Origin of the sequence: Dokdonella fugitiva, from assembly GCF_014138265.1 — a bacterium.
GTDB lineage: Bacteria > Pseudomonadota > Gammaproteobacteria > Xanthomonadales > Rhodanobacteraceae > Dokdonella_A > Dokdonella_A fugitiva_A.
The window spans coordinates 679,323-697,471 of record NZ_JACGXL010000001.1; the positions used below are offsets into that span (position 1 = coordinate 679,323).

The 18,149-nt window shown below is 69.6% G+C and carries 18 protein-coding genes; 5 read left to right on the forward strand and 13 right to left on the reverse strand.

Annotation, left to right across the window (positions count from 1 at the left end):
* Window position 1 precedes the first annotated feature (1 nt).
* The 4 genes from FHW12_RS03195 to FHW12_RS03210 all read right to left on the reverse strand — a co-directional run bounded on the left by FHW12_RS03195 (window position 2) and on the right by FHW12_RS03210 (window position 3,069).
* Complete coding sequence (locus tag FHW12_RS03195; RefSeq protein WP_182529537.1) at window positions 2-505, reverse strand: hypothetical protein; 504 nt, start codon at window positions 503-505, stop codon at window positions 2-4.
* Window positions 506-567: 62 nt separating this feature from the next.
* A complete protein-coding gene (locus FHW12_RS03200; RefSeq protein WP_182529538.1) occupies window positions 568-1,236 on the reverse strand; it encodes a glutathione S-transferase family protein in 669 nt (222 codons plus the stop codon).
* On the reverse strand, window positions 1,233-1,787 hold the full coding sequence (locus FHW12_RS03205) for a GNAT family N-acetyltransferase (RefSeq protein ID WP_182529539.1): 555 nt from the start codon (window positions 1,785-1,787) through the stop codon (window positions 1,233-1,235). The genes FHW12_RS03200 and FHW12_RS03205 overlap by 4 nt, the downstream gene beginning before the upstream one ends.
* 109 nt (window positions 1,788-1,896) lie before the next feature.
* A complete protein-coding gene (locus FHW12_RS03210) occupies window positions 1,897-3,069 on the reverse strand; it encodes an acyl-CoA dehydrogenase family protein (protein WP_182529540.1) in 1,173 nt (390 codons plus the stop codon).
* Window positions 3,070-3,183: 114 nt separating this feature from the next.
* On the opposite strand from FHW12_RS03210, the gene FHW12_RS03215 reads away from it, so the two are divergent.
* A complete protein-coding gene (locus tag FHW12_RS03215; protein WP_182529541.1) occupies window positions 3,184-3,996 on the forward strand; it encodes a polysaccharide deacetylase family protein in 813 nt (270 codons plus the stop codon).
* 10 nt (window positions 3,997-4,006) lie between these two features.
* Here the strand turns inward: FHW12_RS03215 and FHW12_RS03220 are convergent, their stop codons facing one another.
* Window positions 4,007-5,860, reverse strand: a complete 1,854-nt coding sequence (locus tag FHW12_RS03220; protein ID WP_182529542.1) for a hypothetical protein — start codon at window positions 5,858-5,860, stop codon at window positions 4,007-4,009.
* Window positions 5,861-5,980: 120 nt separating this feature from the next.
* Here FHW12_RS03220 and FHW12_RS03225 point away from each other — a divergent pair, with 120 nt between their 5' ends.
* Window positions 5,981-6,505 (forward strand): hypothetical protein, encoded by a 525-nt coding sequence (locus tag FHW12_RS03225; RefSeq protein ID WP_182529543.1) that lies wholly within the window; start codon window positions 5,981-5,983, stop codon window positions 6,503-6,505.
* 10 nt (window positions 6,506-6,515) lie between these two features.
* On the opposite strand, the gene FHW12_RS03230 is transcribed toward FHW12_RS03225, so the two are convergent.
* The 3 genes from FHW12_RS03230 to FHW12_RS03240 form a co-directional block, all read right to left on the reverse strand.
* Window positions 6,516-7,445, reverse strand: a complete 930-nt coding sequence (locus tag FHW12_RS03230; RefSeq protein ID WP_182529544.1) for a 5'-nucleotidase — start codon at window positions 7,443-7,445, stop codon at window positions 6,516-6,518.
* An 11-nt stretch (window positions 7,446-7,456) separates the two neighbouring features.
* Window positions 7,457-7,804, reverse strand: coding sequence for a GFA family protein (locus tag FHW12_RS03235; RefSeq protein ID WP_182529545.1), 348 nt, complete (start codon window positions 7,802-7,804; stop codon window positions 7,457-7,459).
* 64 nt (window positions 7,805-7,868) lie between these two features.
* Window positions 7,869-8,492 carry a rhomboid family intramembrane serine protease gene (locus FHW12_RS03240; RefSeq protein ID WP_182529546.1) on the reverse strand — a complete coding sequence of 208 codons (624 nt, stop codon included), beginning with the start codon at window positions 8,490-8,492 and terminating at the stop codon, window positions 7,869-7,871.
* An 85-nt stretch (window positions 8,493-8,577) separates the two neighbouring features.
* Between FHW12_RS03240 and FHW12_RS03245 the strand changes: the two genes are divergently transcribed.
* Window positions 8,578-9,507, forward strand: coding sequence for a CorA family divalent cation transporter (locus FHW12_RS03245; RefSeq protein WP_182529547.1), 930 nt, complete (start codon window positions 8,578-8,580; stop codon window positions 9,505-9,507).
* 43 nt (window positions 9,508-9,550) lie between these two features.
* The gene (locus FHW12_RS03250) at window positions 9,551-10,432 is read left to right on the forward strand and encodes a PhzF family phenazine biosynthesis protein (RefSeq protein ID WP_428993607.1); all 882 of its coding nucleotides are present in this window, start codon (window positions 9,551-9,553) and stop codon (window positions 10,430-10,432) included.
* 74 nt (window positions 10,433-10,506) lie between these two features.
* On the opposite strand, the gene FHW12_RS03255 is transcribed toward FHW12_RS03250, so the two are convergent.
* The 4 genes from FHW12_RS03255 to FHW12_RS03270 form a co-directional block, all read right to left on the reverse strand.
* Window positions 10,507-10,716 carry a cold-shock protein gene (locus FHW12_RS03255; RefSeq protein ID WP_131997266.1) on the reverse strand — a complete coding sequence of 70 codons (210 nt, stop codon included), beginning with the start codon at window positions 10,714-10,716 and terminating at the stop codon, window positions 10,507-10,509.
* Between the two features lie 232 nt (window positions 10,717-10,948).
* Window positions 10,949-11,131, reverse strand: coding sequence for a 30S ribosomal protein THX (locus FHW12_RS03260; RefSeq protein WP_182529548.1), 183 nt, complete (start codon window positions 11,129-11,131; stop codon window positions 10,949-10,951).
* An 87-nt stretch (window positions 11,132-11,218) separates the two neighbouring features.
* Window positions 11,219-12,163, reverse strand: coding sequence for a cation diffusion facilitator family transporter (locus FHW12_RS03265; RefSeq protein ID WP_182529549.1), 945 nt, complete (start codon window positions 12,161-12,163; stop codon window positions 11,219-11,221).
* Window positions 12,164-12,230: 67 nt separating this feature from the next.
* On the reverse strand, window positions 12,231-12,647 hold the full coding sequence (locus FHW12_RS03270) for a MerC domain-containing protein (RefSeq protein WP_259392806.1): 417 nt from the start codon (window positions 12,645-12,647) through the stop codon (window positions 12,231-12,233).
* 177 nt (window positions 12,648-12,824) lie between these two features.
* Between FHW12_RS03270 and FHW12_RS03275 the strand changes: the two genes are divergently transcribed.
* Entirely contained in the window at window positions 12,825-14,858 is a 2,034-nt protein-coding gene (locus FHW12_RS03275; protein ID WP_182529551.1) for a TonB-dependent receptor, read from the forward strand.
* A gap of 9 nt (window positions 14,859-14,867) precedes the next feature.
* On the opposite strand, the gene FHW12_RS03280 is transcribed toward FHW12_RS03275, so the two are convergent.
* Window positions 14,868-18,005: a discoidin domain-containing protein gene (locus tag FHW12_RS03280; protein WP_182529552.1), complete on the reverse strand. Its 3,138-nt coding sequence runs from the start codon at window positions 18,003-18,005 to the stop codon at window positions 14,868-14,870.
* Window positions 18,006-18,149: the final 144 nt, after the last annotated feature.

Below are 18,149 nucleotides of genomic sequence, written 5' to 3' on the forward strand. Positions count from 1 at the left end.
TTCAACCATGGGTCGAGGACAAGGCCGGCTTCGCGGCGAGGATTCTTGCAAGAACGGTACGCGCCTCGGCCACGTCGAGGCCAGCGCCGAACTTGATCGTGCGGGGACCGTAGTCGAACACGAACGGGCCGTAGCACCAGCCGTACGGATCGCGCATGCCGAACGGCACGCCGTCCGCAATCGCGTCCACGACGCGCAGGTTCTTCGCGCTGCGCAACTCGTAGCGGCGCGTCCAGCCGAGGCCGAGGGCTTCGCGTCGAACGGTGAACTCGTCGCCGGCGATCGTCACGCGCTCGCGGCCGGCGAGCAGCCACAGCAGTGTCAGAACGACGAACACGCCGCCGATCGTCCACCCGACGAACCAGACCGCGAGGAACACGATCGGCGTCTTCTCGGCCGGATGCAGCAGTTGTGCACCCGCATTGACTTCGCCGAACACCCAGCCGCACAGCCACACGGTGATGAAGGCGGCAATGAAGTAGTTGCGCGGAGCAGGAATACCCACCTCGATCCCGCCGGGGACCGAGGTCACGGTGGATCGCGCGGACGCGACGGGGACGAAACCGCTCACGCGGTCGCCGCCCGCAGGGACGCCTGGACCAGCGCGGCGTTCTCGGCCGCGATCGGCGGCATCGGCACGAAACCCGGCTGCGCCTCGATGCGTGCGAGCCATGCGCGCAACGCCGGGTAGGCGGCGAGCGGGATGCCCCCCTCCTCCGCGCAATGCGTGTACGCGTACAGCGCGATGTCGGCGATGCCGTAGCCGGTCGCGCTGAACCAGTCGTGCGACGACAGGTGCTTCTCCATCACCGCGAGCGCCTGGTGGCCGCGTTCGCGCAGCTTCGGCAGGTCGGCACGGCGCGGCGAATCGAGCGGCGTCCAGCCACAGATGAAGCGCGCGACGGCGACGTACGGTTCGTGGCTGTACTGCTCGAAGAACATCCATGCCAGCGTCTGCGCGCGCTGCCAGCCGTCGCCCGCGAAATACGCGCTGCCTTCGGCGAGCCAGTAGAGGATCGCGTTCGACTCGACCATGATGCGGCCGTCGTCGGTTTCGATCATCGGCACGCGGCCGTTCGGATTCTTCGCGAGGTATTCGGGCGTGCGCGTCGCGCCGTGCGCGCTGTCGGTCTCGATCCAGCGGTAGTCGCGTCCCTCGACGCGCCGGAGATGGCCGAGCAGCATGCGCAGCTTGTGGCAGTTGCCGGACGGCGAATAGCCGTGGATCGTGATCATGCGCGTGCTCCTTCGCGACGCGCGGACCACTGCTCGCGCGTCTGTCCCCAGATGTCGATCGCGACATCCTCGAACGGTGGCGGCAGGCGGCCGGCGCCGCGGTTGCTCGAACCGAGCCGCCGCGCGAGCGCCTGCGAGGCGACGTTGCCCGGATCGATCGAATGGATCACCTCGGTCCAGCCGAGGTTCGCGAACGCCCAGTCGATCGCCGCGGCCGCGGCTTCGGTCGCGTAGCCCTTGCCCCACGCGGACGGATGGAATGCCCAGCCGACTTCGGTGCCGGGCCAGCCTTCCGGCTGCCACGGCCCGGCCTGGCCGAGCCAGCGACCGCTCGCCTTCTCGACCACCGAGAACATCGCGTAGCCCTGCACCATCCATGCACCGGGCATCTGCAGGAACTTGCGCCACGCCGGCGCGCGCAGCAGCACGCCGCCGATGTGGCGCGAGGCGTCTTCGTCGGCGTGCATTTGCGCGTACGCGTCGAAATCCTCGATGCGCGGCAGTCGCAGGATCAGGCGATCGGTTTCGAGCTGGATGTCGTTCGGATTCACGCGGACGTCCCGGGTCGTGGCAACGATGGATGCGCGCGTCGCGGCGGATGGCACGAGGCGAAGCCGTCGCGACGCGACGCCGGGACGACGTCCCGGCGCGGCGACATGCTCAGAACGCGTTGATGCCCGTGACTTCGCGGCCGACCACGAGCTGGTGCACGGTTTCCGTGCCTTCGTACGTGATGACCGATTCGAGGTTCAGCGCATGGCGGATCGGGCAGTGCTCGGTCGTGATGCCGGCCCCGCCGAGGATGTCGCGGCATTCGCGCGCGATGTCGATCGCCATGCGGCAGTTGTTCCACTTCGCGAGCGACACCTGGGTCGGCTGCATCACGCCCTTGTCCTTGAGGCGACCGAGCTGCAGCGACAGGAGCTGCGCGAGCGTGATCCGGCGCGCCATTTCGGCGAGCTTGATCTGCACCGCCTGCGTGGCCGCGATCGGGCGCTGGAACAGCGTGCGGTTCTTCGCGTACTCGGTGGTCTCGCTGAAGCAGGCGATCGCCGCGCCGATCGGACCCCAGGTGATGCCGTAGCGCGCCTGCGTGAGGCAACCCAGCGGCCCCTTGAGGCCCTTCACGTTCGGCAGGCGGTTCGCGTCCGGCACGCGCACGTTGTCGAAGAACAGCGCGCTGGTCACCGACGCGCGCAGGCTCATCTTCTTGTGCACTTCCTGCGCGGTGAAACCGGGCATGCCCTTTTCGACGATGAAGCCCTGGATGCCTTCGTCCGTCTGCGCCCAGACGATCGCGATGTGCGCGAGGTTGCCGTTGGTGATCCACATCTTGGCGCCGTTGAGGATCCAGTCGGCGCCGTCCTTCTTCGCGTTCGTCTTCATGTTGGCCGGATCCGAACCGCCGTGCGGTTCGGTCAGGCCGAAGCAGCCGATCACCTTGCCGGCGGCCATCTCGGGCAGCCAGCGCTTGCGCTGCTCCTCGCTGCCGTAAGCGTAGATCGGATACATGCAGAGCGAGCTCTGCACGGACGCGAAGCTGCGGATGCCCGAATCGCCGCGCTCGAGTTCCTGGCAGACCAGGCCGTAGCTGACGCCGTTCATGCCGGCGCAACCGTACTCGACCGGCAGCGACGAACCGAGCAGGCCGAGTTCGGCCATCTCCGGGATCAGCTCGGTCGGGAAGCGTGCCTTGTCGAAGCAGTCGCCGATGATCGGCAGCACGCGCTCGTCGGTGAAGCGCGCGACGGTGTCCTGCACCATGCGCTCCTCGTCGGAGAGCATCGAGCGGATGTCGTAGAGGTCGGTCGGGTTCAGCGGGGTGGCGGGCATGGTCGGTCCGGGCGCGGGCAAAGCGCGATATTGTAGCGGGCCGCCGCCCGTGCGGCCACGAGTGCGCACGGCGCCATGCCGCATACTCGGCCCATCCGCCCGCCCGCTTCCGCCATGCGCGTACCCGTCCTCACCTACCACTCGAACAACGTCTCCGGAAACGATTACGCCAGCAACGACCACGTCGCCCTGGCGCAGGACCTGCGCCGGGTCGCGCGCCTCGGCCTGCGCATCGTGCCGCTCGCGACCGTCGTCGACGTCCTGCTCGGCGACGCACCTGCGAGCACGGTCGAGCGCGCGGTCGCGCTGAGCTTCGACGACGGCTCCTGGTTCGACTGGCACGACATCGACCACCCGACCTGGGGACCGCAACGCGGCTTCGCGGGCATCCTGCGCGACTTCGCTGCGGAAACCGGAGCCGCCGCGCACGCGACGAGCTTCGTCATCGTCTCGCCCGAGGCACGCGCGACGCTCGACCGGACTTGCCTTGCCGGACGCGGCTGGTGGGGCGACGAATGGTGGCGCGCGGCGCAGGCCGAAGGGCTGCTCGCGATCGAGAGCCACAGCTGGGACCACAACCACCCGACCTTGCCGAGGGCGGCGCAGGACCGCTCCGGGACGTTCCGCACGATCGATTCGTACGGCGAGGCCGACGCGCAGATCCGCCAGGCGGCCGACTGGCTAGACGCGTTCCTCGCGCCGCGGCGCAGCCGCCTGTTCGCGTTCCCTTACGGCGAAACGAACGACTACCTGCTGCGCGACTACCTGCCGCTGCGCGCGGGCGAGCATCGCCTGCGCGCAGCGTTCGGTACCGAGCCTGCACCGGTCACGCGCGGGTCGGATCGCTGGAACCTGCCGCGCTACATCGCGGGCGCGCACTGGAACGAGCCGGCGGGGCTCGAACGCCTGCTCGCCTCGATCGGCTGACGGACGCGCGTCAGCGCTCGAGCACGACGAGGTCGAGGTTGCCGGCGACCGCCTGCAGGTCGATGCGCCAGTGCACGCTTGCGCCGTCGGCGCACGCCGTGCACGCGTACACGCGCGAACTGCCGTCGTCGTCGGCGAGGCGCGCCGGCTGGCCGCCCGCGAGCACGGCATCGACCGTCATCGGCGCGGCCATCGGCAGGCGATTGGTCAATACGACCGCGTCGCCCGCTTCCGCGTCGAACACGAACACGGTCGGTCGCGGCGGACCGGCGGCGCTGTCCGGATCGATCTGCAGCCGGCGCGCGCGCGCCGCCCGCCCGCCCTGATCCGGCGCGATCGCGCGCACGCGCTCGTACAGCGCCATGCCGGCAACGACACGCGCGGGTGCGACGCCGCTCGCGCGCGCCGCATGCGCAGGCAGCCCGGCGAGATGGCGATCACCTTCGATGCCGCCGAAGCGCAGCTCCGGCCAGCGGCCGCACGCGTCGCGCACGGGGGTGGCGAAGGTCGCCTCGACGACCGCGGCGAGTCGGGCGTGCAGCGTCGCCGGCTCGCACAGAACGCGTGCGACGCGGTCGATGCGGCGCACGGGATAGAACGGTACCGGCGTCGTCACGAACGTGTCACTGTAGTCGCCGGCATTGAAATAGGGGTTCGTATTCGGCATCTGGCGCAACGCGCGGATGTCGTGCAGGAACAACAGGTACGGCGCGACCACGATCGCCGCGTAGATGCCCAGCACCAGGCCGCCGAGGCGACGCGTCGCACCGGGCCGGCCGATCCAGCCGTACCAGCCGACCGCAATCGCGAGCGCGAGCGGCAGCACGCACGAGGGCACCATCCAGACCGGCGTGATCGGCCGCAGCGACACGACGAACGCGACCTGCGCGAGGAAGGCGACGAAAGCGAGGCCGCCGGCGATCCGCAGTCGCGCGTCCGGCGACGCCGATGCGGCACGCGCCAGCCACGCGTAGCCGCCGGCGGCGAAGACGAGGCACGCGCAGTACGACCACCACGCCGCCTGCGCGACTGCGAGCGGAAGCGGCGTCATGAGCAGCAGCCCCCACCACGCCCCCACCGCGAGCACGCCGTAGGCGACGGTCGGGATGCGATGCAACAGGCCGACGCCGACGTCGCCGCCGAGGTAGCCGGACAATGGCTTGAGCGCGTGCTCGGTGACCATGTCGCGGTCGAGCCACGGCGGCAGCAGGCTCAGCGCGACGATCGCCGCCGCGAGCGCGAGCCGCGCGAAGGCGGCCCAGGAACGGTGTCGCCAGAGCAGGAACGCGCCGGACGCGACGACGAAGGTGATCGTGGTCGGATGCGCGTGGATGCACGCGGCGCACGCGAGGCCGTAGAGCACGACGTTGCGCGACGACAGCACCGACGAGCAGCGCCAGCTCGCCGCGGCGAGCAGCAGCAGGGTCGCTTCGATCAGCGCGATGTGCGACGGAAAGACCAGGCCCGCCGTGGACCAGCCTGCGACCGCGATGCTGACCGTGCAGGCGAACCCGAATCGGGCGTCCATCGCGCGCGTGCCGAGCCGCCATGCAAGCGGATACTTCGACGCTGCGAGCAGCTGAATGAAGACCATCGTGCCCGCACTGCCCGTGCCGAGGCGGATCGGCAACGCGAGCAGGTAGAACCACCACGGTCCGAGCTCGAGCAACTGGTAGATCTGCGGCCCGGCCAGCGGGAACGCCTCGCCATGCGCGATCGCGCTGGCCCAGTAGAAGTCGCGCCAGAAGTCCGGCACGCCTTGCGAGTTGAGCGCGGCGCAGGCATGGATCGCGAACATCACGGCGATGAAGGCGAAAGCGGCGACGCGCCACGGATCACGCAGGCGCGGGGGACGTCCGGGCAAGGGCATCAAGGGGGACACGGGCTCGCAGGCGGCAAGGGCGGGCGAGCCTAGCATGCACGAAGCGTGGTGCGCCCCGCCCCGTCGCGTTAAAGTCCGGGCGATCGACTGCCCGGAACCGCGATGGAACACGACGCCCTGCACACGATCCCGGAGCCGCTGCGGCCGTTCCTGAGCATCACCGAGATCGACGACGCGCAATTCATCGCCGGCGACCTTTTCCGGCGCAAGTTCGCTTCACCGCCGCCGCCGTTCGGGCGACATCTCGTCGCCCTCTACGGCGATGCACGCAGCGGCTTCCGCCTCGCCGGCTATTCGCACATGCGACCGTTCGGCGACGTCTACCTGTCGGGCGGATCGTGCAGCAACGGCGAGACGATCCGAGCGATGGATCCCGCGCATCGCGGCGCGATCGAGGCGGCCGGCGGCGTCTGGTACCTCGTGTTGAAATACGCGTTCGCGCGCTACGCCGACTGCTGCGATGCGTTCTTCGGCCATTGCGGCGACCGGCGCGCGCTCGAAGTCGCGACCGCCGCCGGCTTCGTCGGCGCCGGTCACGAGCACCTGATCGTGCACTGGCACAAGCCCCTGCACGAGAACATCCGGCGCGCCCTCGTCGCGAAGGCGCACGCGCTCGGTCCGTTCTAGGAAGGCACCGCTACGCGCCCGGCGTGCGCGGCACGTGCCCGGTCGCGACGTGGCGGCGCGCCGACTCGACGTTCGCGACCGAGTCGTCGAAGAAGATGTCCGCGCCGAACGCCTCGAGGAACGGACCTTTCGGCCGGCCGCCGAGGAACAGCGCCTCGTCGATGCGCACGTCCCACTCGCGCAAAGTCAGGATCACGCGCTTGTGCGCGGGCGCCGAGCGCGCGGTGACGAGCGCGGTGCGGATCGGCGAGTCCTCGCTCGGGAACGCCTGCTGCAGGCGATGCAACGCGTCGAGGAAACCGCGGAACGGCCCGCCCGACAGCGGCTCGCGCGCGCGCTCGGTCTCGTGGCGATGGAACGCATCGATGCCGGCGCTCTCGCTCACCTGCTCCGATTCGTCGCCGAACAGCACCGCATCGCCGTCGAACGCGATGCGCACCTGGTCCGACTGCCGCTGCGGCGCCTTCGACGGCAGGATCGTCGCCGCGGCGACGCCCGCACGCAGCGCCTGGGCGACGCTGTCGGGGTTCGCCGACAGGAACAGGTCCGCACCGAACGCGTGCACGTACGGCGACGTCGGCGCGCCGCGCGTGAACGCGGCGCGCGCGATGTCGAGGCCGTAATGCTCGATCGAATTGAAGATGCGCAGCCCGGTGTCGGCGGAGTTGCGCGACAGCAGGATCACTTCGACGCGCGGCGCCTCGGGCGCGGCGCGATTGAGGTGCAGCAGCTTCTGCACGAGCGGGAACGCGATCCCGGGCGCGAGCAGGTCGTCCTCGCGCGCGATCTGGTGGCGCGCGAACGCATCGACGCCCTCACGCTCGAACAGTTCGTGGCTGTCGCCGAGGTCGAACAGCGCGCGCGAGGAAATCGCGACGACGAGGCTGTCGCCCGCGGCGGCGTTCGCGCGCGCATCGGAACCGCTGCGGGTCGGAGGCATGTGCGTTCCGCTCAGAGGCTGCGACCGTCGAAGGCCTGAATCTCGAGCGCATGCGGGTCGACGCCCTCGAGGCAGCGCACGTTGATCGCGAAGGTCGCGTTGCCGGTCCGGTCGGTACCGCGGCCGAACGGCGCAATGCCGCAGACCGGGCAGAACTGGTGGCGGATGCGATGCGTGTTGAACGTGTACGTCGACAACGCCGACTCCGGCGTGTGCAAGGTCACGCTGGCGGCAGGCACGAACGCGAGCAGGTGGCCCTTCTTGCTGCAGATCGAGCAGTTGCACTCGACCACCTTGGCGATGTCGGCCTCGACCTCGAACGCGACACGCCCGCAGTGGCATCCACCCTTGTAGTTCATGCGTGGCTCCGGTGACGGCATGTGGCGATTGTCGGCATCCGGTGCGCGCTTGCAAGCGCGCCGGTCAACCCAGCACCGGACGCAACAGCTGCGCGAAGAATGCGCCGAGCAGGCGCGGCTCGACCAGGACCGTGACGACGACGCCGTACACCGCGCCCCACAGGTGCGCGCTATGGTTGACGTTGTCGGTGCGCTGGCGATCCATGTAGATCGTGTACGCGAGGTAGGCGACCGCGTAGAGGATCGCCGGCACCGGCAGCACGAGCACGTAGATCGTCGTCCACGGGTGCCACAGGATGAACGCGAACAGCACCGCCGATACCGCGCCGGATGCGCCAAGGCTGCGATAGTTGGGATCGTTGCGGTGCTGCTGCCAGCTCGGCAGCGACGACACGACGAGGCCGCCGACGTAGAACAGCAGGTAGCCGATCGCACCCGTCTGCTGCGTGTAGAAGCGCTCCATCGGCGCACCGAAGAAGTACAGCGTGATCATGTTGAAGAGCAGGTGCGGCGGATCGGCGTGGATCAACCCGCAGGTCGCGAGGCGCCAGTACTCCTTGCCGCGCGTGATCGCCGGCGGCCACAGGATGAGGCGGTTCAGCAGCTGCGGGTTGGAGAAGGCCATGAACGACACGATGCAGGTGACGGCGATGATCGCGACGTTCACGACGGCGTTGGCGATGGGCATTGCGACGGCGCTCGGCTGTGGACGGGAGTGAACGATATATGATGCGTGCGTCGCCGCGAACAAGCGCGCGAGTGGAAACGACCACATGCTGACCCGCCACTTTTCCGCCGCCGGACAAGCCAGCACCGCCGACGTCGACGGCACCTGGTTCGACCTCGTCGGCAGCGACCCCGCCGAGCGGGCGCGCGTCGAGGCCGCGACCGGGTTGCGGCTGCCCGATCGCGAACATCTCGGCGGCATCGAACTGTCGAACCGCGTCGGCATCGCCGACGACGTGCTGCGCCTCGGCATCCCCTACTTCAGCCACGACGACGACACGCCCCCGAGCCCGGTCGGCTTCGTGCTGACGCCGAAGCATCTGGTTTCGCTGCGCTACGCGGCCTCGCCCGCGTTCGACCTCGCCGCCGAACGCGTGCGCGCAGCCGCACCGGGAACGAGCACCGACGCGTTCGTCGTCCTCGTGCAGTCGATCATCGCGAGCACGGCCGACCGCATGGAGGCCGTGGCGGCCGAGGTCGGCACCTTGTCGACGCGCATCTTCGGCAGCGAACGCCGCAACACGGCGCTGCTGCGCGCGACGCTCGCCGAGATCGGCCGCGTCGAAACCCGCCTCGCGCGTCTGCGCCTGTCGGCGACCGGCCTCCTGCGCATCGTGCTCGCGCTGCGCGAGGCACCGCCCGCGTGGATCGCCAAGCCCGCGCTCGGCCGCCTGCACGCCGCGCAGAAGGACCTCGACGTGCTGTGCGAGTTCGACAGCCAGCTCACCGACAAGCTGCAATTCCTGCTCGACGCGGTCCTCGGCTTCATCAACATCGACCAGAACGACGTGATCAAGATCCTCACCGTCGCGTCGGTCGTGTCGATCCCGCCGGTGATCCTCGCCGGCATCTGGGGCATGAATTTCGACCACATGCCCGAGCTGCACATGCCGCACGCGTATCCGCTCGCGCTGCTGGCGATCGCCATGAGCATCGTCCTGCCCCTGCTCTGGTTCAAGCGACGCAACTGGATGTAGCGGTAGCGGTATCATCGCCGGCTCGCTCCGAACGCGCCGACGCATGCCCCTGACCTCGCGCTACCTGCAACTGGACGTGTTCCCGGCGACGCCGGGCGGCGGCAACCCGCTCGGCGTGGTGCTCGACGCCGACGGCTGGAGCGATGCGGACATGCAACGCTACGCCGCCTGGACCGATCTCGTCGAAACCACGTTCGTGCTGCCACCGACGAAAGCCGAAGCAAGCTATCGGCTGCGCATCTTCACGCCGTCGAAGGAGATCCCGTTCGCCGGCCACCCGACCATCGGCAGCGCGCATGCGGTGCTCGAGAGCGGCATCGCGCGTGCGGTCGACGGCCAGTTGATCCAGGAGTGCGGCGCGGGCCTGCTGCCTATCCGCGTCGAGGAACGCACGCCGCGTCGACTGTTCGTACGCGCGCCGGCGGCGAATGTCCTGCGTGAAGGCGACGCGGACGAGCCGCTGTTGCGCGCCCTGCTCGACGGCATGCACCTGGGCGCGTTGCCGCCCGCGTTCGTCGAAGGCGGGCGGCGCTGGTGGGTCGCCGAGTTCGCCGACGAAGCCGCCGTGCGTGCCTGGCAGCCCGATCATGCGGCGATCGCACGCCTCGCGCATGCGAGCGACAGCCTCGGCCTGTGCGTGTTCGCGCGCTGCGGTGCCGCCACCTACGACCTCGTCGTGCGCGCCTTCCCGGCCGGCGTCGGCATCGTCGAGGATCCGGCATCGGGCGCCGCGAACGGACTCGTCGCGGCATGGATCGCGCAACGCGAACCGTCCGGTCCACTCGCGCACGGTTACCGCGTGAGCCAGGGCCGCGAGATGGGCCGCGACGCGTCGCTGCTGATCCGCATCGAGGGCGGGTCCGTGTGGGTCGGCGGCACGACCGCGACCGTCGTCGGCGGCACGGTGAGCTGGCCATCGCGCTGATTCGGTCGCGCAAAGAAAAAGCCCCGGGCGTTTCCACCCGGGGCTTCGAAATCACGCTAGGTTGCCGGCGTGGATCAGATCACCTGGACCTGGTCGGCCTGCATGCCCTTCTGGCCCTGCACGGCGACGAAGCTCACGCGCTGGCCTTCCTGCAGCGACTTGAAACCGGTGCCCATGATCGCGCGGAAATGCACGAACAGGTCCGGGCCGCTCTCCGGGGTAATGAAACCGAAACCCTTGGCATCATTGAACCACTTCACGGTACCGGTCTGACGATTCGACATCTGAAACTCCTGAAAACACGTTGAACATCGCGATCGCGGAACATTCCGCGTCCGAGACTGGGTTGCCGGGAGCTAGCGAGGCGAAACGATGAGCGGATCGTCTGAGGATCAACTGCATCAAAGGCCACGATTCACAGTGACCCTAGCAAACACAGTGCGGCCGACTATACCCGCATTCGTGGACGAATGCTAATTCCGTGTAAAGACCTCGTTCGCTGGGGTCGCCGGCGCGTCAGACCGCCTTCTTGGCCACGGCCTTCTTCACCGGCGCGGCCTTCTTGACCGCCGGCTTCGCCGTCTTGGCGGCCGCAGGCTTGGCCGCGCCGCCGGCCTTCTTGGCCGAATGCGGACGCACGTTGCCGTAACTGCGGATGCCGATCTTGCCCTTGCGGGTCTTGCGGTCGCCCTTGCCCATGATGACTCCTGTAACGATTCGGTAAGCGGGCGCGCAGGATAGCAGCCCGCGACCGCGGCGCAAGCACGCCGCGGCTGCCGCTGGCGATCAGGAATGGGCGCCGCCGCAGGGTCCCGCGGCGCACCCGCCGGTTTCGACCTGCACGGTCACGTGGACGACCCCGAAGCGCTCGCGCAGCACGCGCTGCGCGCCGTCGATCGCGCGGTCCGGATCGGCGCCCTGTTCCACTCGCGCATGCAAGGTCGCCATCGCGCGACCACCGGACAGTTCCCACAGGTGGACGTGGTGGACATCGACGATGCCGATGTCCGCCGACTGCAGCACGCTCGCGACGCTCGCCGCGTCGAATCCGGACGGCGCGCCTTCGAGCAGGATGTGCCCCGAGCGGCGCAGCAGCTGCCACGCGTTGCCGAGAATGAGCACGGAGACGAGCACGGAAATCGCCGGGTCCGCCCAGTTCCAGCCGAACCTGCGGATCAGCAACGCGGCGGCGACCGCGCCGACCGAACCGAGCAGGTCGCCGAGCACGTGCAGACGCGCACTCGCGGTGTTGACGTCGTCGTGGTCGTGGTCGTGCAGCACGCGCAACACGAGTGCGTTGACGAGCAGGCCCCCGACCGCGACCACGAGCATCGGACCAGTGAGGATCATCGTCGGCTGCATCAGGCGACCGGCCGCTTCCGCGACGATCCACGCGACGAGCACGAACTGGGCGAGCGCGTTGGTGTAGCCGACCAGCACTTCCAGGCGCGCGTAGCCGAAACTGCGCCGCGCGTCGGCCGGCCGCTGCGCGAAGCGCGCCCCGAGCCAGGCGAACAGCAGCGCCAGCGCGTCGACGAGCATGTGCCCCGCGTCCGCGAGCAGCGCGAGTGAACCGGACCACCAGCCGCCCGCGGCCTCGCCGACGAGCGTGCAGGCGGTCAGCGCGAACGCGATCAGCAGTCGCCGCTCGCGCTCGCTGCCCGACCGGTGCGGATGGGCGTGCGCGTGATCGCCGGACGCGGGGTGCGCGTGGTCGTGCGAATGACTCATGGCGGCAGGCGCGGATCCATCGCCGGGATGCTAGGCGCCGCGTCGGCGGTTACACAATCACGGGCGCTCAATGACCGCATGCCGCGTCGTGCACGTGTCGATGGGCGAGGCGCAGGTTGGTCACGTGCGAGAGCGCCACGAGCATGCCGCCGAGGCTGACCAGCAGCGCGTGCACGAGCGGCCGTCCGTCGATGTCGATGACGATGCCCGCGATCAGCAGGACCACACCGGGAACGAGGAACCAGAACGCGCGCAAGCGCCGGTGGCGGCGGAAGCCGAACGCGAGCGACGCCAGCGCGAGCACGCTCGCGCACGCGATGAAGCCGCGCTCGAACGCGTGATCGGCGAGAAAGCCGAGACCGAGTGCAGGCAGCACGGCCAGCAGCAGCGGCAGCGCCGCACAGTGCAATGCGCACACGAACGACGCCGTCGCCCCGAAACGATCGGCGAGATGGGCGAAACGGATGGGATTGCGTCGTGCCAAGTCGGGGTCCCTCGCGGGGCTACATTGTAACGCTGCAAGGAACGTCGTGGTGGCGACGCGTCGGCCTTTCAACGGCGGGGGCTCGGCTTGCATGACCTTCGGCGCAGGTGGGATCGGTATTGTTACTATATAACATATCACTCAACCTTTCCCCAGCCATCCGAAGGAGTGCTGCCGATGCCGATCCATCGCCTCGCCCTGGCCGTCTGCGCCGGTCTCGCGTTGTCCACCCTGCAGGTCCGTGCCGCCCCTGCCGACGTCTCCGACGCCGCGACCGCCGACGGCGCGCCACCGCCGGAGGCCGAACGCAGCGGCGCCAAGCCGAAAGTCGACCGCGAAACGCTGCCGACCGTCGTCGTCAACGCAATGCCCGGCCAGCAGCAGGCCGACCAGGTCGTCGCGCCCGTGAGCGTCCTGTCCGGCGCCGAACTCGACGAGGCGCGTGCCGGCACGATCGGCCAGACCGTCTCGAACGTGCCCGGCGTGCAGACGACCTCGTTCGGCCAGGGCGTCGGTCGCCCGGTGATCCGCGGCTTCGACGGCCCGCGCGTATCGGTGCTCAGCGATGGTCTCGGCTCCGAAGACGTGTCGAACGTGAGCCAGGACCATGCTGTCACGGTCGAACCGTTCCTCGCCGACCAGATCGAGATCCTCAAGGGACCGTCCACGCTGCTCTACGGCTCCGGGGCGATCGGCGGCATCGTCAACGTCGTCGACGGGCGCATCCCCAGCGTCGTGCCCGCGGATGGCGTCAGCGGGCGCGTGCAGGTCGGCTACGACAGCGTGTCGGACGGCAACTCGGAAGCGTTCCGCGTCGATGCGGGCGGCAACGGCTTCGCGGTCCACGCGGATGGACTCAGTCGGCGCGATCACGACTACGACATCCCGGGCGAAACGCTGCCGAACAGCTACGTGCACACGAACGCCGGCGCGATCGGTGGTTCGGCGATCGGCGACTGGGGCTATCTCGGCCTGTCCGTCTCGCGCTACCTCGACACCTACGGCAACCCGGCCGAAGCAGGCGATGCGGTGACCGGCGAAGCCCCGGTGCACCTGCAGATGGCGCAGACGCGCTACGACCTCAAGGGCGCGATCAACGCGCCGTTCGCGGGCATCGACAAGCTCGAGCTGAGCGTCGGCCACACCGACTACCAGCACATCGAGTTCGACGGCGACGTGCCGGGCACGACCTTCACCAACGACGCCAACGAAGGGCGCCTGCTGCTCACCCACGCACCGCTCGCCGGCTGGCTCGGCGCGTTCGGCGTGCAGGCGTTCCATCGCGACTTCGCCGCGGTCGGCGACGAGACCTTCGTGCCGCCGACGTCGACGCGCGGGCTCGGCCTGTTCGTGACCGAGCGCCGCGACTTCGGTGCGCTCGACGTCGACCTCGGCGCGCGCGTCGATCGACAGAGCAGCACGCCCGACGGCGGCGACGAACGCGATTTCCATCCGTACAGCGTGTCCGCGGGCCTGGCATGGCGCATCGACGATGCCTGGCACGTCACGCTCAACCTCGACCGCGCGCAGCGCGCGCCGGCCGAGGAGGAACTGTTCGCGAACGGTCCGCACGACGCGTCCGCGACGTTCGAAGTCGGCGATCCTCAGCTGCGCGAGGAAACCGCGAACCAGGCCGAGCTCGGACTGCACTGGCACGGCGAGCGCGTCGACGCGAAGGTCGCCGTCTACGCGAACCACTACGACGACTTCATCTATCTCGCCGACACCGGCCGCGTCGAGGACGACCTGCCCGTGCGCGACTGGTCGCAGGCGAACGCACGCTTCCACGGCGGCGAAGCCGAGGCGACCGTGCATCTCGCGGCGAATGCGAGCGGCCACTACGACCTGCGCATCTGGGGCGACACCGTGCGCGCGACCCTCGAGGACGGCGGCAACCTGCCGCGCATCCCCGCCGCGCGCGCCGGCAGCGAGCTGTCCTGGCACGACGACCGCTGGCGCGCGAGCGTCGGCGCGACGCACTATTTCGCGCAGGACGACACCGCAGCGTTCGAAACATCGACTGCCGGCTTCACCCTCGTCAACGCGCACGTGGCCTGGAGCTTCTACGCGAACGACCGCAGCAGCTGGGAGGCGTTCCTCGACGGCAACAACCTCGCCGACCAGACGGCGCGCCTGTCGACCTCGCTGATCAAGGACGCCGCACCGCTGCCCGGACGCAACGTCTCGATCGGCATCCGCGGGATGTTCTGACGCGCGCGATCATCCGTCCCATTCCGCGACGAGTTCGCGGAATGGGCGGTCGAGGTGGATGCCGGCCGCGTCGTAGCCGGTCTCTTCCTCGCCGTCGACGCGCACGCGCGACGGGCGCTCACGCGAGGGCCAGGCGACGTGGAGCGCCGTGTCGCGACGCAGGCCGGGATCGATCGATACGCTGAGGCGAGACCCGTCGCGGCGTGCACGCAGGCCGAGCCGGCCGTACGCCGTCGGCACGTCGCCGAGCGCGAGGCCGTCGCCGTCGAGCCACGACGGCGGCGTCCCCGGCAGCACGTCGAGCACACCATCGCCTTCGTGGAACAGCATGCCGAACAACGCGCGCGCATACTCCGAACCGATCCAGGTGTGCGGCATGTCGCCGAGATAGATCGCGTGGCGCGGGTCGGAATAGACGACTTCCGCGAGCACATGCCATTCCGGCGGCCGCCGGTCGCGCAGCAGGCGCGAGAGCAGTTCCTCCGCCTCGCGCGGCCGACCGAGATGGACATAGCTGAGTACGTTGCGCATCTCGTACGGCGTGTAGGCGTACAACGCATCGGGGGCGCCGCGCTTGCGCACGTCGTCGAGGTAGCGCGCGAAGGTCCGCTGCAGCGCGTCGGCGGGCAGCAGGTCCTGCTGTCCAGCCGGATCGAGCCCGATCGACACGCCGGCCGGATCGCCGTCGCCGAGATCTGCCGAGGCCGGGATGACGTCGGCCCCTTTCCACCGCATCGTCGCGCGGATCGACGCCGCGACGGATTCGCGCAGCGCCGCGTATTGCGCGCGCGCCCACGTCGCCGTCGCCTCGTCGCCCCACGCCTGCGCGAGCCAGGCGCCGTTGTGCCAGCCCTTCAACGCCCAGTAGTCGTCCCAGTAGCTGTGCGTCGGGGTGGAATAGCCTTCATGGCTGATCGACGGCGCGATGATGCCGCGGAAGCGTTCGGGTGCGTCGTGGCCGGCCATGTAGCCGGGCACGAGCGTGCGCTCGCGCAGGCGCTGCAGGAATTCGAGCGCGGAGCGCACCTGCGGTCGATAATCGCGTACGGTCGCGGCGCCGCCGTCGAGGCGCGCGATCTCGGCGACCAGCCACACGAACTCGCCCTGGCTGTCGTACTCGAGGTCGGATCCGAAGCCGCGGTTGACCGACCCATCGTCGTTCAGGATCGGCGAGACGAGTCCGTCCTCGTGCACCGCATGGCGCGCGTACCAGCGCAAGTAGTCGCGCGCGCTCGACGCCATGCCCATGCGCAGCAGCACCGCGGCGGTGGCCGAACCATCTCGGATGAACGAACGGTTGTAGTTGCGCGGCCCGGGCTGCATCGCCGGGCCGGTCTGGTTGAGCAGCATGTATGCCGCCTGCGCGCGCAGCATGTCGACGAGCGATCGATCGGGCAGTTGCACGCGGATGCCGCCGAGGCGTTCCTGCCACTGTGCCGACACGCGCGTCGCGGCGTCGTCGAACGCATGCGCCGGATCCTTCGCGAACGCCGAATCGTCGAACGGCGGTGCGTCGGGAAGCCGCGCCGCGCTCGTGTCGAAGCGCTCGTGGCCGAGCGGGAACGCGAGCACGACATCGCGGCGCTCGCCCGGCGCGACGTGCACGCGGTACGAGAGCAGGCCGGCGCCGAGTCCATCGGGATCCTGCACACGCGATGCATTCGGCACCGTTCGCGCGACGACGTCGCGCGTGATCTCGCCTTCGCCGCGTGGGCCGAACGCAGCCACGCCCTGCGCGTCCGGCCTGTCGATCGACCGCAGCAGCACGCGGCCGTTCACGCGCACGGACGAGCCGGTGCCCGCGGGCTCGATCGCGATCTCGCGGATCGGCGACGGACCGCCGTTCTGCCACGGCGGGCTCACCTGCATCGGCCGCACGAGCAGCACGAGGTCGCCGTCGACGACCGCATCGCCATCGTTGGCGATGCGGTGGCGCACGAGCGTGACCGGATGACCGTCCTGCTCGATCGCGAACGCATCGCTGCGCAACGTCAGCCCGCGGCGCGGGTGCCACTGCACGTCCGGCATCGGCTTCCAACCGTCGCGCAGGCGATGCTCGAGTGCCGCGTCGTAGGCGGCCACCGCACCCTGCGCGTCGCGCCAGAGCGGTTGCACGAGCGGCGCGCCCTTGTACGCCTCGAGATCGCCGTATTCGTCGAACACGCTCTTCTGCACGCCGGCCGGCACGCCGACGACGGTCCAGTACACCTGCCGCGCACGCAACGTCGCGGGGAACAGCGCCGCATGCGCGCGCGACGCGGCGATCTCGTAACGCTTCATCGGCGTCATCGTCCGATCGGGACCGAGCAGGCGCAGGCGACGGATCGCCACCGCCTCGCCGTCGCCGGCGCCCGCACGCAGGCGCAACGCGCTCGCCGTACGCACCTGCGCGGCGGCAAGGTACGAGCCGTCGATCGGCGCACCGGGATCCTCCGCGAGCGGCGACCAACGGCCATCGGCGTCGCGTGCATCGAGCCTCGCCTCGCGCGGCGCGCGCTGCCACGTCACCTCGAGTCCCGCGAGCGGCAATGCACGCGGCAGCTCGACGACGAGTTCGCGCACCGAACCGCGCGGCGCCAGCGTGCGCGGCGCGGCGCCGCGCCACAACGCAGCGGGATCAGCGCGGCCCTCGACGCCGGTGATGTGCGGCGCCTCGCGAGCGGACAACGGTTCGAACTCGAGCACCGACACGCCCCAGTCGGCCGTGCGCGCGGGGCTGCACAACCGCACGTAGCGGGCGCGCGCGGCCGGGAAGAACACGTCGTCGACGCCGCCACGGGCATCGTCCGTTTCGAATGCGGTCGTCCACGCCGTGCCGTCGAGCGACAGCTGGATCGAATAGGCGTGCGCGAAACCCGAGTCCCAGCGGATGAGCACGCCGCCGAGTTCGGCGGTGCGGCCGAGATCGACCTGGAACCAGTGTCCCGGCGAGAACGCACCGCCCCAATAGGTCTTCGGATCACCGTCGATCGCCTTGTCCGGAGCGACTGCCGCGGTCTGCTCGGAGGAACTGCTCGCGCGCCATTGCTGGCGCCGCGGGAGATCGGATTCGCGACCGGTCGCTGCCGAAGCAGCCAGCAGGATGACGGTACCGATGACCGCACGACAGCAGGCAGGAAACCACGAGCGACTTCCATGCGGTCTCATCGGCGCTCCGATGTCTACAGGGACGACCGAAGAGTAGCCGTGAAAACGTTTACATGCGAGACACGGCAGCTGACCGGCACCCGGCGACTTTCGAGGCTGCTGTGACGCAGCATGACAATTCCGTTAAGTGCCCGCATCATGTAA

What these genes read in the sequence shown, in the direction of transcription:
- FHW12_RS03200 (WP_182529538.1), bottom strand. Translation starts at nt 1,236, where the DNA reads ATGATCACGATCCACGGCTATTCGCCGTCCGGCAACTGCCACAAGCTG.
- FHW12_RS03210 (WP_182529540.1), bottom strand. Translation starts at nt 3,069, where the DNA reads ATGCCCGCCACCCCGCTGAACCCGACCGACCTCTACGACATCCGCTCG.
- FHW12_RS03215 (WP_182529541.1), top strand. Translation starts at nt 3,184, where the DNA reads ATGCGCGTACCCGTCCTCACCTACCACTCGAACAACGTCTCCGGAAAC.
- FHW12_RS03225 (WP_182529543.1), top strand. Translation starts at nt 5,981, where the DNA reads ATGGAACACGACGCCCTGCACACGATCCCGGAGCCGCTGCGGCCGTTC.
- FHW12_RS03230 (WP_182529544.1), bottom strand. Translation starts at nt 7,445, where the DNA reads ATGCCTCCGACCCGCAGCGGTTCCGATGCGCGCGCGAACGCCGCCGCG.
- FHW12_RS03235 (WP_182529545.1), bottom strand. Translation starts at nt 7,804, where the DNA reads ATGAACTACAAGGGTGGATGCCACTGCGGGCGTGTCGCGTTCGAGGTC.
- FHW12_RS03240 (WP_182529546.1), bottom strand. Translation starts at nt 8,492, where the DNA reads ATGCCCATCGCCAACGCCGTCGTGAACGTCGCGATCATCGCCGTCACC.
- FHW12_RS03245 (WP_182529547.1), top strand. Translation starts at nt 8,578, where the DNA reads ATGCTGACCCGCCACTTTTCCGCCGCCGGACAAGCCAGCACCGCCGAC.
- FHW12_RS03250 (WP_428993607.1), top strand. Translation starts at nt 9,551, where the DNA reads ATGCCCCTGACCTCGCGCTACCTGCAACTGGACGTGTTCCCGGCGACG.
- FHW12_RS03255 (WP_131997266.1), bottom strand. Translation starts at nt 10,716, where the DNA reads ATGTCGAATCGTCAGACCGGTACCGTGAAGTGGTTCAATGATGCCAAG.
- FHW12_RS03260 (WP_182529548.1), bottom strand. Translation starts at nt 11,131, where the DNA reads ATGGGCAAGGGCGACCGCAAGACCCGCAAGGGCAAGATCGGCATCCGC.
- FHW12_RS03265 (WP_182529549.1), bottom strand. Translation starts at nt 12,163, where the DNA reads ATGAGTCATTCGCACGACCACGCGCACCCCGCGTCCGGCGATCACGCG.
- FHW12_RS03275 (WP_182529551.1), top strand. Translation starts at nt 12,825, where the DNA reads ATGCCGATCCATCGCCTCGCCCTGGCCGTCTGCGCCGGTCTCGCGTTG.
- FHW12_RS03280 (WP_182529552.1), bottom strand. Translation starts at nt 18,005, where the DNA reads ATGAGACCGCATGGAAGTCGCTCGTGGTTTCCTGCCTGCTGTCGTGCG.